This is a genomic window from Nocardiopsis alkaliphila YIM 80379 (assembly GCF_000341005.1).
GTDB classification, from domain to species: Bacteria; Actinomycetota; Actinomycetes; order Streptosporangiales; family Streptosporangiaceae; genus Nocardiopsis; species Nocardiopsis alkaliphila.
The window spans coordinates 1-13,957 of sequence record NZ_ANBD01000126.1 but is presented as its reverse complement, the minus strand read 5'-3'; the positions used below and the strand labels follow the sequence as shown (position 1 = coordinate 13,957).

Genomic DNA, 13,957 nt, shown 5'->3' with positions numbered 1-13,957 from the left:
CTCGGGAACCATTCCGGCAGGTCCTTCGGGGCCTGCCGGTTTCTTTTATGAACCGGCTCCGTCAATACTCGTCATGAAGAAGAACAGGGCCATTCACGTGTGAGGTGGTCCTGCTATGATCACCCGACCCCGGGCGGATTATCGAAGGATTTCCCCGCATTTTCCGGGACCCCTACCCCCACCAGAGATTCCTCGTGTCGAAAGCTCCCTCACGGGCCAGGACCTTGGCCATTGTCGTCGTGGTGTGCGCCCTGGCGTCGGCGTGCGCCTTCGCCGCGACCGTGTTCGTCCGCTCGCCCCAGCAAAGGGCGGCCGAGGCCGCGCCTCCACCTCCCAGTACCCTGACCGCCGGCGTCGAGGAGCGTGAACTCGTCGACACGATCGTCCTCCGTGGCACCGTCGGCTCCGAGTTCACCGCCACCATCACCGCGCCGGGCCCCGGACCCGCGGGTGACCCGGTGGTCACCGCCACCCCGATCGCGGTGGGGGAGGAGATCCTTCCCGGCTCCGTGGTGGCCGAAGTGGCGGGCCGTCCCCTCATCGCCCTCCCCGGAGAGTTCCCCATGTACCGGGACCTGCTCCCGGGGATGGAGGGGCGTGACGTCACCCAACTCCAGGAGGCGTTGCTCTCCCTGGGCTTCGCCCTGCCCGAGGCCAACGGGGTGTACGGCCCCGCCACCCAGGCCGCGGTCGAGGCGATGTACGACAATCGCGGCTACGCCCCCCTCACCGACACGGTTCCGGAGACCTCACCGAGCGGACCGGAGGACACCGACGGTCCCGCGCCCGTGGGCGGGCCGACCATCCCCCGAGGTGAACTGGCCTTCCTTCCCGGATTCCCCTCCTCCCTGCACACGCTGCACGCACGTGTCGGCGAACTCGCCGAGGGCCCGTTCCTGGAAGTGGCCTCCGGTGGCCTGTCCGCCACCACCGTGGTCTCCGACAACGAACACGCGCTGATCGAGGTCGGAGCTGCCGTCCTCGTGCACTCCGAGGCCCACGGGGTCGAGGTCGAGGCCGAGGTCGCCTCCCTCCTGCCCCCGAACGAGACCGAGGAGGACGGTCCGGAGGGCCAAGGCGGGGACGAGGGGCACCAGCTTCTGGTCACCGGTGACTTCACGGAACGATTGAGCGGTGCCGACGTGCGGATCACCATTGAGATCGCCGCCACCGGGGAGCCGGTCCCGGCGGTTCCCTCCGCCGCAGTCTTCTCCCGCCATGACGGCACCACGTACCTGGTCAGACCGGATGGAACCGAGGTCGAGGTGCGCATCGGTACCACCGCGGGCGGTTGGGTCGAGGTCGAGGGTGTGGAGGTCGGCGACACCGTGGTGGTGTCGGACACATGACCCCCGTCATCGACATGCGCGGAGTGAGCCGTACCTTCGATGGACCCTCCCCGGTGCACGCTCTGCGCGACGTCGATCTGACCATCGAGGCGGGGGAGTACGTGACGGTGGTCGGACCCTCCGGTTCGGGCAAGTCGACCTTCCTCAACCTGGTCGGCCTGCTGGACACCCCCACCGGCGGCACCTACCTCATCGACGGCATCGACCCCGCCGACATGGGTGAACGACACCGTAGCGCGCTCCGCGGCGACCGCATCGGCTTCGTCTTCCAGTCCTTCCACCTCATCGGCCACCGCAGTGCCCTCGACAACACCCGACTGAGCATGGTCTATACCGGCGTCCCTCGCGCCGAACGCACCGCCCGGGCGCGCACGGCTCTGCGGCGGGTGGGGTTGAGCCACCGAGAACACGCCTTGGCGGCCACCCTCTCCGGAGGAGAACGCCAACGGGTGGCGATCGCTCGCGCTCTCGCCGCCCGGCCCTCCCTGCTGTTGTGCGACGAGCCCACCGGCAACCTGGACTCGACCACGGCCGCCTCGGTCCTCTCGCTCCTGGACGAACTCCACGCCGATGGCATCACCCTGTTGGTCGTCACCCACGACACCGGTGTGGCGGCGCGCGGGCAGCGCACCGTGATCATCCGGGACGGGTGTCTCAGCGAGGGGAGTCGTCGATGCCCCGCCGCACCTGGTCCGGGCCCGCCCCGCACCGGCTTCCGCTGCGCGACCTCCTGTCCGAAGCCGCCTCCGGCATGCTCGCCCGTCCCGGCAGGACGGCGCTGACCGGTCTGGGCACGGTCATCGGCATCACCGTCTTCGTCGCCACACTGGGTCTGGCCTCCACCGCTGCGGGCCAGATCGGCGACCGCTTCGACGCCATGACCGCCACCGAGGTCACCGTCACCGACCAGAGCAACGTCGACGACCTTCCGGGAGGGGTCGAACCCGGTCTGGGGGAGGACCCCGAAAAGGCGGCCATGGCGGTCAACGGAGTGACCGCCGCCGGGTCGTACTTCGTCCCCGACATCCGAGAGCCCGGTGGAGAATCGGCTCAGGGGTCCCTGCTGCCCCCTGGGCCGCCGGGGACGGAACCGGCAGGGGTCTCCGTCGACGTGCTCGCCGTCTCACCCGGTTACTTCGACGCCGTGCACGCCCGACTCGCCCACGGCAGGGTCTTCGATTCCTTCCACGAGGAGAACACCCAGCCGGTGGCGGTGCTGGGCCGGGCCGCCGCGCACCGGATCGGGCTGAACGGCGTCGAACACCGACCGACGCTGTTCGTGGGACGTCACCCCTTCACCGTGATCGGCATCGTCGAGGACGTGGAGCGCCACCCCGCGACTCTGGCCTCGGTCATGGTGCCGCGAAGCTCGGCCATGGAGACCTGGGGCGCCCCCGAACCGGGGATGGGAGAGAACACGCTGATCGTCGACACCCGAATGGGCGCCGCCCAGCAGGTGGGCGACGAGATCCGTGTCGCTTTGCGCCCGGACCACCCGGCCGCCCTCCAGGTTCAGGTCCCACCGGATCCGCGCACCCTGCGTGACGGCATCGACAACGACCTGACCGGACTGTTCATGGCCTTGGCCGTGGTGTGCCTGGGGGTGGGGGCGCTCGGCATCGCCAACACCACTTTGGTGTCGGTCATCGAGCGGGTGCCGGAGATCGGCCTACGTCGGGCGATGGGTGCCCGACGTTCCCAGATCGCCGCCCAGTTCCTCACCGAGTCGGCCGGGTCGGGTTTCGTGGGCGGTATGGTCGGCGCAGCCCTGGGCGCGGGAACGGTCGTCGTCGTCTCCCTGTTCCAGGGGTGGGGGCCGCTGCTGGACCCCCGCACCATCGCCGCGGCCCCCCTGATCGGTGCGGGTGTGGGTCTGGTGGCCGGGGCCTATCCGGCCTGGCGCGCGGCCCGCACCGAACCCGCCCAGGCCCTGCGTTCCTGAACCGTCCCGGACCCCTCCACCTCCCACATCAGTCACACCCCACCGTCCTGGGAACCCAGGACATCCCATCTTGAACACCCACAACCTCAGGGAGCCCCCATGCCTGATGAACTCGTTCGCACGGTGAGCGCGCTGCGCACCGCCTTGATCGCGATCACCCTGGGGGTCGCGGCCGTCGGTTGCTCCACCTCCGACTCCCCCGCCCCCGACGCCGAACTGCGTGAGGACGCCGAGTCCCCGGTCCCCGGAGCGGACGAGGCGATGGACGAACTCTTCGACCTTCCCATCCACGCCTACATGTTCACCGCGGTGGAGCAGGCCACCCTGCGCAACGCCCACGAGATCCTCGTCGAGGAGTGCATGCGAGACCTCGGCTTCTCCTTCACTCGTGGAGAACCCCAGGAAGTCGATCCTCTTTCCGTCGCCGCCTTCGGCCCGCAGAGCAACTACCTGGGCCGGTGGCACGTCGACGCCGAGTACGCCGCAGAGAACGGCTTCTCCCACCCGGAGGAACTCCTGAGACAGCACGAGGAAGAGATGTTCGACGGACGCTATGAGGAAGGCGCCGGTGGTGAACTCCGCGACCTCAGGATCGACCACCAGGGCCAGACCTACGATGCCGCGGTGGCGGCGCTCCAAGGCTTCCCGGAGGGGGCGGAGACCCCGTCGGGAGATCCCGTCCCGGAGTGGGGATGCGAAGGGTGGGCCGAAACCGAACTAGACGAGGGTGTCCGGATCATCGGGGTGGAAGAGGCCCAGGCGGGTGAGGTCCCCACCCCATTGGGGGAGAGCCCCGTGGCCACACAGATCTCCAACGACTCCCAGGAGGAGGCCGCCGCGGACCAGGAGGTGCTGGACGCCGAAGCCGCCTGGCGGGACTGTATGGCAGATTCCGGTTACCCCGGCGAGGACCCCGACACCGTGGGTTCGGGGCGGGACACACGGGTGGACTCCGATGACACCGAGGCGGCCGTACGCAACGTGGAGTGCCGGGAGGAGGCCGGGTTGACCGAGACCTACCTGGAGGTCCTCTCCCGGATCCAGGAGCGTGACATCGCCGCCAACGAGACGGCTCTGCGGGAGCGTGCCGAGGAGATGGAGGCCGTACTGGAACGGGCGGTGGACCTGACGAGCCGGTGATCCGGGAGCGCTCCACACCGACGAGGCGGCCGCTGCGGAACCGTGACGTTTCCTTTCTGGAAACGGTACATCCCGAAAGGTTCGCTGGTGGCGCTCTTTTGTCCATTTCGGAAAAGTCAGTGATCAGAGATCATCGTCACCGGGAAGTCCGGTGCCCACCGGTTTTATCTGCTATTTTCCGACTGCCTCGGACAGCCTCATATCGCTGTCCGTGATCCCCCGCGAGAAGGAAACATAGATCGAACAATGGAAACGTTCTCCCAGCGTATGACAGCGGTCACGTGTGCGGTGGCGCTCGGCTTCCTCGTGGCCTGTTCCCCCGGCACCGACGGTCTCGGCCCGCCGGAACGGGACGCGACCGTGCTTCCTGGGGAAGACCGTGACCTCACCGAACGGCTCCATCTGCCGATCTACGACTACCGCACCAACGAAGCCCAGCTGAGGACCATCACCCAAGCCGCCGGGGCACACGTCGAAAGCTGTATGCGGGGCCTGGGGTACGACTACACCCACGTACCCGAGACGAACGAGCACCTGGAGACGGACACCGCCTTCTTCGGCCCCCACGGTGAGTACCGGCGTTACGGTCTCGTCAGCCTGGACAGCGCCGAAGAGTACGGCTTCGGTGCCCCCGAACACCTGGACGGCGCGGAGGAGGGCACCGACCCGCCCTGGCGCATCGATCACGGCGGGCAGACCGAGCAGGACGCCATGGACGCGTTGTTCGGCGGCCGCGAGGACGTTCACACCCCCAGCGGCGAACCGGTGCCCGTGCACGGCTGCTTCGGATGGGCTCACGCGAGGGTGGACCCCCACATGGAGATCGTCACCAAGGAGCAAGCGCAGGAGGGCATCGCGGGCGAGCAACCCGGGATCGCCGGAACCGCCGAGTGGATCAAGGCCGTCTCCTTCGACCGGGCGCTGGACGACGCCGAGGTCATCGACGCGATGGGGGAGTGGGTCGTGTGTATGGACGGGGCCGGCTACCCGGGGGAGGACTTCTGGCTGGTGGGGTCCTCCGAGAGCGCCGTGGCCGTGGACGACACCGTGGCCGCGATCACCGCGGTGGAGTGCAAGGAGGAGGTCGGGCTGATCGATCTCATGGTCCGGGTCGAGACCGAGGTTCAGGTGGAGCTCATCACCCGGCACGAGACCGAACTCCTGGAACGTCATGCCCAGTTGGAGGAGGCCGTGGAGAACGCGCTGACCTCGCTGGAGGAACACCCCTGAGCGAACACCGTCGCTCCCTTCGCCGTACCGGCGTGTCCCCACGTCCGGTCGCCCCCCGACAAGAAGGAGAACCCCTCACGTGAAGCGTTCCAGAACCCTTTCCGCGCTCCTGGCGGTGGTCTTCGCGGCCGCACTCCTGGGTGTGGCCGGGACGGCCCAGGCCGCTCAGCGCAATATCAACGGATGGGTGAGTCAGGAGCCCTGTACCGCGGGTGCCGTGTGCGTGCACTACCGCACCTGGGCGGAAGGGTCCCAGACCACGCAAACGAGCCACCACCGGGAGTACACCACCCTCAAGTTCCAGTTCTGCGGCTGTACCAGCGGGGCCCAGGGCATGAACCAACTGGTCCGCAACAACGCCGCCAGCATGAACAATCGCAGCAACAAGATCGCACGCATGTACTACTCGCCGAACTATGGCGGTAACCAGGACGTCCTGAGTCCCGGTATGGCCGGCAACCTGTACTACACCGCCAACGACAACGCCTCCCTCCGGGTCGGCGGCTGACCACCGATGCCCCGGGTGGGGCGTGACCTCGCCTGGGGCGACGATGGTCGGGGTCTGACACACCGAGACCGTTCCGGTACCATCCGGGGGGTTACGTCCGAGTACCCCGCGGCCCCTCCCGTGGGTGGCCCAACCCTTCCGGTCGGACCTTCCCTCTCGTCCCAGATCGAATCGCAGGTGCCCTCTTGGCCCCCAGAAACATGTCTACGGCCGCCACGGTCGCCAAGATGAGTCTCGGTAAGTGGGTGGCGTGCGTGGTGACCGGCGTGGTCATCGTCTCGACTCTGGTGGTCTACACCGGCTACCAGGACATCCTCGGTATCGAGACCGCCGAGGTCGACCCCGACGGTTGGGGGGACCGGCCGGCCCAGGCCGATGGCCTGCACAACATCCTGCTGTTGGGCACCGACGAAAGGGCCGGGGACGACGCCGCCTACAACGAGCTCAACGGCGTCCGCCCCGATGTCCTGGTGGTCGTCAGCATCGACGTGGACAAGGGTGGCGTGACCATGGTCAACCTGCCTCGCGACACGATGGTGGAGATCCCGGCGTGCGATCCGGGCGAGGGTGGGGCCGGCTGGGCCGGGGGCGTCGACCAGCTCAACCACGCCATGACCTATGGCGGCATGGACTGTCAGGGCAACACCGTGGAAACGGTCACCGGCATCCACCTCGATCACATGGTCATGGTGGACTTCGCCGGGTTCGAGCACATCGTCGACTCCATCGGCGGCGTCCAGATGTGTGTTCCCGAACCCATCGACGATCCCAAGGCGCACCTGCGACTGGACGCGGGGGAGCAACGCCTTGATGGTGAGCAGGCCCTGGGGCTGGCTCGCTCACGTGACAGCGCGGAGGGCGGCAGCGACCTGGGGCGGATCCAGAACCAGCAGCGCATGATGGGCGCCATCCTGCGGGAGGTCACCTCTGGTGACATCCTTTCCAGCCCCAGCAGTCTCGTCGGTTTCCTGGACTCGGTCACCGACAGCCTGGTGACCGATGACCGGCTCACCGTGGACAAGATGACCGAACTGGCCGTGGCCATGCGCGAGGTCGACCTGGGGCGGATGAACATGGTCACCGCGCCGGTCGAGGACTACCCGGCCAACACCAACAAGGTGCAGTTGCTGCAGCCGAACGCTCAGGACCTGTTCTCCTCGGTGGCCACCGGCGAGCTCACCGAGGCGGCGGCCGGCAAGGACGATTCCGCTGATTCCGAAGATGAGCTCGAACCCTCCGACGTCTCCCTGGTGCTGCTCAACAACACCGGCGTCGACGGCTTGGGGGCCCAGGTCGAGCCCTTGCTGATCGAACAGGGCTTCACGGTCATCGACACGACCAACCCCGAGCTGCGCGTCCCGCAGAACACCACCGTCTACCACGGTCCGGGGCGGGGCGAGCACGCCGAGGTCCTGGCCTCGGCCGTTCAAGGCGGCGCAGAGATCGTCGAGGAGCCCTCGCTGGGCGATGACCTGGAACTGGTCATGAGCGGCGGCTGGGAGGGCGTCACGGGAGCGGGCGATGGCTCCGGTGGTAGTGGCGACACGATCGAGGACCTGGGTGGCACCAGTGCCGCTGAGGACGAGGTCGACTGCGGCTGATCCCGCACGGCCCCCAAGGCCCGCTCCCGTTGAAGGGGGCGGGCCGTTTCCACCTCCAGGGAATATCGTTTATCGTTAATATCGAAAAACGATATGGAGGTGCCCTTGTCCGCTGAAAGCCCTTCCTCCCCCAGACGATTCCGCCTCCGTTGGAGCCGAGCCGACTCCGTCGCGACGCAGACCATCCTGGCGCTGGGGATGGTCCTGGTGGGCCTGACCTTCCTGGCCTCACTGCTGTGGATCACCCCGCTCCTGCCCGCGGAGGGCCTGGGCCGGTTCGCTCAGATCACCGTCCATCAGCCGATGGGCGCTCCCGCGACCGTTCCCGACGTGGAACCGGTGGTCGACGACGTCACGATCGTCGAAGAGCCGAAGATGACGCTGCGCTTCGAGGACCCGAGCACCCTCCAGCGCCTCATGCTGGTGCTGTCGACCCTGCTCACCCAGGCCGCCGCGCTCACGATCCTCTACCTGATCCTGCGGGTCCTTCGGAGCCTGGACCAAGGTGACCCCTTCGTCCCCGCCAACGTGCGACGTATCTACACCATCGCCCTCACCATGATCCTCGCGGCGATCCTGGTACCCACCGCGGACGGGTTCGCCGGTCTCTTCCTCCAACACGGAGTGGTGCCCGAGGACGGGATGGTCCTGGTGTCCTTCACCCTCTCCCTGGAATCGGGGCCTCTGGTGGCGCTGCTCGCCGGGCTGCTCCTGGCCGCTCTGGCCGAGGTCTTCCGGCGGGGCGCCAGGATGCGCGACGACGTCGAAGGACTCGTCTGATGCCTTCGCGGGAGGACACCGGGATCCGCGTCCACCTGGGCGAGCTGTTGGCCGAACGCGGGATGACCCTCGCCGAACTCTCCGAACGGGTGGGCGTCACGGTGGTCAACCTGTCCGTGCTCAAGAACGGTCGCGCCAAGGCGATTCGCTTCTCCACCCTGGCCGCCCTGTGTCGCGAACTGGACTGTCAGCCGGGCGACCTCATCAGCCACGATCCGGCGTCTTCGGGACCTTGACCCGGGCACGCGAACGGGGCCGTCGCACCGGCCGGTGAGACGGCCCCGTGGAAGGTCCGTCGAGGATGGGGCCGAGTGGGCTCAGCCGCCCATCTTGCCGCGCATGCCCTTGGGCAACTTGGCACCCTTGGGCATCGGTCCCTTGGGCAGTTGCATCGCGGCGGGAAGCGCCTTGAGCCGGTAGTTCAGCTCCGCGGTGCCGGACTTGTCCAGGTTTCGAGGCAGTTTGACCAGGGTGCGCTGCAATTTGGAGACCGGCACCTGATCCTCGCCGTTACCGACCTTGAAGTCGTAGATGGGCGTGTCATGGGCCACGCGCGCCACGCGCTTCTTCTCACCGGCGATCAGGCCGCGCAGACGACCGGGGTCGCCCTCACCGACCAGGATGACGCCGGGACGGCCCACCACCCGGTGGACGACGTCCATTTGCTTGTTGGCGGCGACGCCGGGCTCGACCACCCAGTTGCCGCGCATGTTCTCCAAGATCGCCATACCGGCGCCCAGGCGGCCGTCCAGCATCTTGTACTGGACCTTCTGGGCGGACCGGATGAACATGATGAAGCCGACCAGGAAGGCGATCGGCAGACCGGTCAACGGCCAGATGATCCAGGACCCGGTCCAGACGCCGATGCCGATGAAGACGGCGAAGATCAGGACCGCGACGGTGATCGCGAGCGGGATCGTGCGCGGGCTCTGCTGGTGGACGACCTTGGCGACCATGCCGATCTGCTTCAACCGGCCCGGCTGCTTCTCGCCACCCTTACCGGCGGACGTGGTGTCGGACTTCTTCGCCATCGTGCTTTCAGGCAGCGCACACCGAACGGCTCGGTGGGGGAAGGGATCCCTGTGCTGCCTTGCCTCCTCTTCACGGTCGACCTTCGGCGCGACGCCTTCCGGCGCCACGGAAACGGGCGCCTCGAAATCACCAGGATATGCGTCCGTGTGCCCACATGCGGAACGGTGGCCCGCGGGCCACCGTTCCAGCTTGGTCACGACTCGGGTGATTCGAGTGCTATGCGCGGTCAGTGGTGGCGGCCTCGGCCTCACGCTTTTCGAGGGCCTGCTTGTACAACGTGCCCGCCCGGTAGGAGGACCGCACCAAGGGACCGGACATGACGCCGGCGAAACCGATCTCCTCGGCCTCCTTGCCCAGTTCCACGAACTCCTGCGGCTTCACCCAACGGTCGATCGGGTGGTGCAGCTTGGAGGGACGCAGGTACTGGGTGATGGTGAGCAGGTCGCAGCCGGCCTCGTGCAGGTCGCGCATGGCCTCGCTGATCTCCTCACGGGTCTCGCCCATGCCCAGGATCAGGTTCGACTTGGTGACCAGGCCGTCCTGACGGGCCTTGGTGATGACTTCGAGGGAACGTTCATAACGGAAGCCCGGGCGGATGCGCTTGAAGATCCGCGGTACGGTCTCCACGTTGTGCGCCAGCACCTCCGGACGCGAACCGAATACCTCGGCCAGCTGGTCGGGGTCGGCGTTGAAGTCCGGGATGAGCAGCTCGACGCCGGTGTCGGGGTTGAGCTCGTGGATCTTGCGGACCGTCTCGGCGTACAGCCAGGCGCCGCCGTCCTCGAGGTCGTCGCGAGCCACGCCGGTGATGGTGGCGTAGCGCAGTTCCATCTTCTGGACGGAGGTGGCGACCTTGGTCGGCTCCATCCTGTCCAAGGCGCTGGGCTTGCCGGTGGCGATCTGACAGAAGTCGCACCGGCGCGTGCACTGGTCGCCACCGATGAGGAAGGTGGCCTCCCGGTCCTCCCAGCACTCGTAGATGTTGGGGCAGCCCGCCTCCTGACAGACGGTGTGCAGGCCCTCACCCTTGACCAGGGACTGGAGCTCGGTGTACTCGGGCCCCATGTGCGCCTTGATCTTGATCCACGGCGGCTTTCTCTCGATGGGGGTCTCGCTGTTGCGCGCCTCCACACGCAGCAGCTTGCGGCCCTCAGGAGCGATGGTCAACGCGAACCCGTTCCCTTCTGTACCCCTGTGACGGGGACCTTCACGCCCCTTGTGGGGGCGGCGTGTCCCGGTGGGGACTGGCTCATGGTGTGGTGTGTCACCCTTGGGCGGTGGCGCCCAAGAGCGACTCGATGCCGTCGGTGTGGCTGTACTCCGCCGCTCCGAGCACGTCGGCCAGGTGTCGTTCCAGGCGTGGGCGTACGTCGGCGACGGTGATGGTGCGCCCCGACTCGTGGGTGAGCGAGGTGACCCCCGCGTCGGAGATCCCGCACGGGACGATCCGGTCGAACCACGACAGGTCATTCTCGCAGTTGAGGGCGAGCCCGTGCATCCCGACCCCACGGGCGATGCGGCAGCCGATCGCCGAGATCTTGCGTTCGATGAGGCCGCGTTCGGGGTCGGCGTCCAGCCACACCCCACTGCGCCCCTCGACCCGTCTGCCGGTCAGGCCGTATTCCGCGATGGTGCGGATGACCGACTCCTCCAGCATGCGGACGTAGGCGATCACGTCGATGGGCTGGACCAGCTTGACGATGGGGTACACCGTGAGCTGTCCGGGGCCGTGCCAGGTGATCTTGCCGCCCCGGTCGATGTCCACGACGGGGGCGCCGGGGTCGCTGATGGGACGATCCCACCTCCCGGTGCGTTTGCCGGCCGTGTACACGGGTTCGTGTTCCAGGAAAAGGACCGTGTCGGGCACCTCATCGGCGACACGGCTCTCGTGGAGCCGCTTTTGGAGATCCCAGCCCTGGTGGTACGGGATGGGGGTGTCGCCCAGCCATGCGTAAACGAGATCACTCACACTCCCACCTTACGCCCCGGTGAGGGGTTCGGGTCGGGCCAGGATGTCGGATGACGCACCGCGGACCATGGGCCGTCCGGAGGAATGGCCGGCCGTTTCCCGGTGTTCGGGGTTCGAGGGCTCGGGAAGTGGTCCGAAGTTTCCTCCGGCTTTTTCGGTGAAAGCCCTGCGGGCGGGCCCGAGGTCTTCTAGGTTGAGTGGTGGGACAGGGGACTCCGCGTCGGAGCGGAGCCACTGTGGGCGACTCCCTACCGTTCAGGTGGGTGTACGCCCGGACACAGACCTTTGATGATGGGGATCATCAGGGGATGGTGATTGGTGGGGTAGAAAGACGGGGCGGTGCCGGCGACGGTGCCGCCCCGTCCGCCGTCGTCATCCCTGGGAGCTAGCCGGGGTAGGGACGCCTTCGTCTGGCCTCGCGTAGGGACAGCGCCCACCACACCAGCTGGTCCAGCATCTGCGCCACCGCGATCTCGGCGCCGCGCAGCTCTTGGCCCGTGGGTGGGTCCGCCACGAACATCTCTTGGGCGTTGTGCAGGCTCACCGAGGTTCGTACCGAGGTCACGTGCAGTTCGTTGAAGACCGAGCGCAACTGTTCCACCGCCCGCAGGCCGCCCGACATTCCTCCGTAGGAGACGAACGCGACCGGTTTGGCGAACCATTCCTTGCGGGCCGAGTCGATGGCGCTCTTGAGCGGACCCGGGTAACCGTGGTTGTACTCGGGAGTCACCACCACGAAGGCGTCGGCGGCGGCGATGGTCTCGGCGAAGGCCTCCACCCGTGTGCCGTGGCCGTCCCCCTCCGGCTCGCCGACGTTCAGTGTGTCCACCACGAGATCGGGCCGAGCCGCGATCAGGTCGAGGAACCAGGCCGAGACGGCCGGCCCCGTGCGTCCTCGCCGGTTGCCGCCGAGGACGACCGCGACTCGTAGGTTCTCGTGATGCATGTGGGTCCTTTTTCAGGGGCACGGTCCGAACTTACCTTCCCACGTTAGGACCTCGAGTTCGGTTGAGGTCAAGGTGGCGGGTGTGACCTCGCTCCCTGGAGGACCCTCGGCACGAGGACGCGGAACGGCCCGGGCCGAGCATCGCGGACGATGCCCGGCCCGGGCCGGAGGAGGCGCCAAGGCGCGAGCGACTAGGACAGACCCAGTTCGTCCTCGAAGGCTCCCTCTTCCAGGCGCTCCTTGACCGTCTGGAGGAAGCGACCGGCGTCGGCGCTGTCGATCAGACGGTGGTCGTGGGCCATCGACAGGTAGACCATCGAACGGACCGCGATGACCTCACCCCCCATGGCCTCGTCCTCGACCACGACCGGACGCTTGACGACGGTGCCGGTCTCCAGGATGGCGACCTGCGGCTGGTTGATGATGGGCGTGCCGAACAAGGCACCGGTGTGGCCGGTCTCGGAGATCGAGAACGTGCCGCCCCCCAGCTCGTCCGGGCCGAGCTTGCCGGTGTGGGCGCGCTCGGTGAGGTCGGTGAGGCTACGGGCCAGGTCGCCGAGGCTGAGCGCCCCGGCGTTCTTGACCACCGGGGCGAGCAGGCCGCGTTCGGTGTCCACCGAGACGGCCAGGTTCTCGACGTCGTGGTAGGTCACCGTCTGGTCGGCGGCGTTGATCACGGCGTTGACCTTCGGGTGGGCCTTGAGGGCCTCCACCGTGGCGGCGGCGAAGAACGGGAAGAAGTTCAGTTCCACGCCCTCGCGCTCGGCGAAGCTCTCGCCGGCCTGCTCGCTCAGACGCGCGATCTTGCTGACGTCGACCTCGATGACCTGGGTCGTCGTCGCGGAGATGCGCAGAGACTCGACCATGCGCTCGGCGATGGACTTGCGCAGGCGGCTCAGCTTCTCGGTACGGCCGCGCAACGACGTGTCCGAGGAGGCCTTGCGCTTGACCGGGGCGGCGGGCGCCGACGAGGCGGCCTTCTTCTGCTCCTCGGCGGCCTTGAGGACGTCCTGCTTACGGATACGGCCCCCCACACCGCTGCCCGAGACACGGCTCAGGTCGACGCGGTGCTCGGCGGCGAGCTTGCGCACCAAGGGGGTCACGTAGGACTCGGCCACGGCGTCGGTACCGGAAGAGCGACCGGTACCGCTGAGGGTCTCGACGTCCACGGTCGGAGCACTCATGGAGTCCTCCTCGGTGGAGGACTCGGGCTCGGCCGGAGCGGGCTCGGCCGGAGCGGGTTCGGGCTTGCTCTCGGGCTCGGGCTTGCTCTCGGGCTCGGCCGGAGTGGACTCGGCCACGCCCTGGGACTCGCTCTGTTCGGGCTCGCCCTGTTCGGAGGGGGCCGGAGCGGAACCCGCACCACCGATCAGGGCGATCCGGTCACCGATCTCGACCGTCTCGTCCTCGTCCACGAGGATCTTGGTGAGTACCCCGGCCACCGGGGATGGGATCTCGGT

Annotated in this window: 14 protein-coding genes; 9 read left to right on the top strand and 5 right to left on the bottom strand. The window is 67.8% G+C overall.

Annotated features, from left to right (window positions below; translation table 11 throughout):
* Positions 1–224: 224 nt before the first annotated feature.
* From D472_RS0117810 to D472_RS0117770, 9 genes are all read left to right on the top strand, one after another.
* Complete coding sequence (locus D472_RS0117810; RefSeq protein ID WP_239643002.1) at positions 225–1,349, top strand: peptidoglycan-binding protein; 1,125 nt, start codon at positions 225–227, stop codon at positions 1,347–1,349.
* Complete coding sequence (locus D472_RS0117805) at positions 1,346–2,131, top strand: ATP-binding cassette domain-containing protein (RefSeq protein ID WP_017605826.1); 786 nt, start codon at positions 1,346–1,348, stop codon at positions 2,129–2,131. The genes D472_RS0117810 and D472_RS0117805 overlap by 4 nt, the downstream gene beginning before the upstream one ends.
* Positions 2,023–3,291 (top strand): ABC transporter permease, encoded by a 1,269-nt coding sequence (locus tag D472_RS0117800; protein WP_017605825.1) that lies wholly within the window; start codon positions 2,023–2,025, stop codon positions 3,289–3,291. The genes D472_RS0117805 and D472_RS0117800 overlap by 109 nt, the downstream gene beginning before the upstream one ends.
* 99 nt (positions 3,292–3,390) lie before the next feature.
* Complete coding sequence (locus D472_RS0117795; protein ID WP_051046024.1) at positions 3,391–4,431, top strand: hypothetical protein; 1,041 nt, start codon at positions 3,391–3,393, stop codon at positions 4,429–4,431.
* 267 nt (positions 4,432–4,698) lie between these two features.
* A complete protein-coding gene (locus tag D472_RS0117790) occupies positions 4,699–5,661 on the top strand; it encodes a hypothetical protein (protein ID WP_239643001.1) in 963 nt (320 codons plus the stop codon).
* A gap of 79 nt (positions 5,662–5,740) precedes the next feature.
* Positions 5,741–6,169: a peptidase inhibitor family I36 protein gene (locus D472_RS0117785; protein ID WP_017605822.1), complete on the top strand. Its 429-nt coding sequence runs from the start codon at positions 5,741–5,743 to the stop codon at positions 6,167–6,169.
* A 200-nt stretch (positions 6,170–6,369) separates the two neighbouring features.
* Complete coding sequence (locus D472_RS0117780; protein ID WP_017605821.1) at positions 6,370–7,770, top strand: LCP family protein; 1,401 nt, start codon at positions 6,370–6,372, stop codon at positions 7,768–7,770.
* Between the two features lie 105 nt (positions 7,771–7,875).
* Complete coding sequence (locus D472_RS0117775) at positions 7,876–8,550, top strand: DUF2975 domain-containing protein (RefSeq protein WP_026117818.1); 675 nt, start codon at positions 7,876–7,878, stop codon at positions 8,548–8,550.
* On the top strand, positions 8,550–8,786 hold the full coding sequence (locus D472_RS0117770; RefSeq protein WP_017605819.1) for a helix-turn-helix domain-containing protein: 237 nt from the start codon (positions 8,550–8,552) through the stop codon (positions 8,784–8,786). The genes D472_RS0117775 and D472_RS0117770 overlap by 1 nt, the downstream gene beginning before the upstream one ends.
* An 81-nt stretch (positions 8,787–8,867) precedes the next feature.
* Here D472_RS0117770 and D472_RS0117765 read toward each other — a convergent pair whose 3' ends face one another.
* From D472_RS0117765 to sucB, 5 genes are all read right to left on the bottom strand, one after another.
* A complete protein-coding gene (locus tag D472_RS0117765; RefSeq protein ID WP_017605818.1) occupies positions 8,868–9,581 on the bottom strand; it encodes a DUF4191 domain-containing protein in 714 nt (237 codons plus the stop codon).
* 217 nt (positions 9,582–9,798) lie between these two features.
* Positions 9,799–10,749: a lipoyl synthase gene (gene lipA / locus D472_RS0117760; RefSeq protein WP_017605817.1), complete on the bottom strand. Its 951-nt coding sequence runs from the start codon at positions 10,747–10,749 to the stop codon at positions 9,799–9,801.
* A gap of 97 nt (positions 10,750–10,846) precedes the next feature.
* Positions 10,847–11,551 (bottom strand): lipoyl(octanoyl) transferase LipB, encoded by a 705-nt coding sequence (lipB, locus tag D472_RS0117755; RefSeq protein WP_017605816.1) that lies wholly within the window; start codon positions 11,549–11,551, stop codon positions 10,847–10,849.
* A gap of 385 nt (positions 11,552–11,936) precedes the next feature.
* A complete protein-coding gene (locus tag D472_RS0117750) occupies positions 11,937–12,497 on the bottom strand; it encodes an NADPH-dependent FMN reductase (protein ID WP_017605815.1) in 561 nt (186 codons plus the stop codon).
* A 191-nt stretch (positions 12,498–12,688) separates the two neighbouring features.
* Positions 12,689–13,957 (bottom strand): 2-oxoglutarate dehydrogenase, E2 component, dihydrolipoamide succinyltransferase (gene sucB / locus D472_RS0117745; protein ID WP_017605814.1); only part of this gene is annotated, 1,269 nt, incomplete at its 5' end.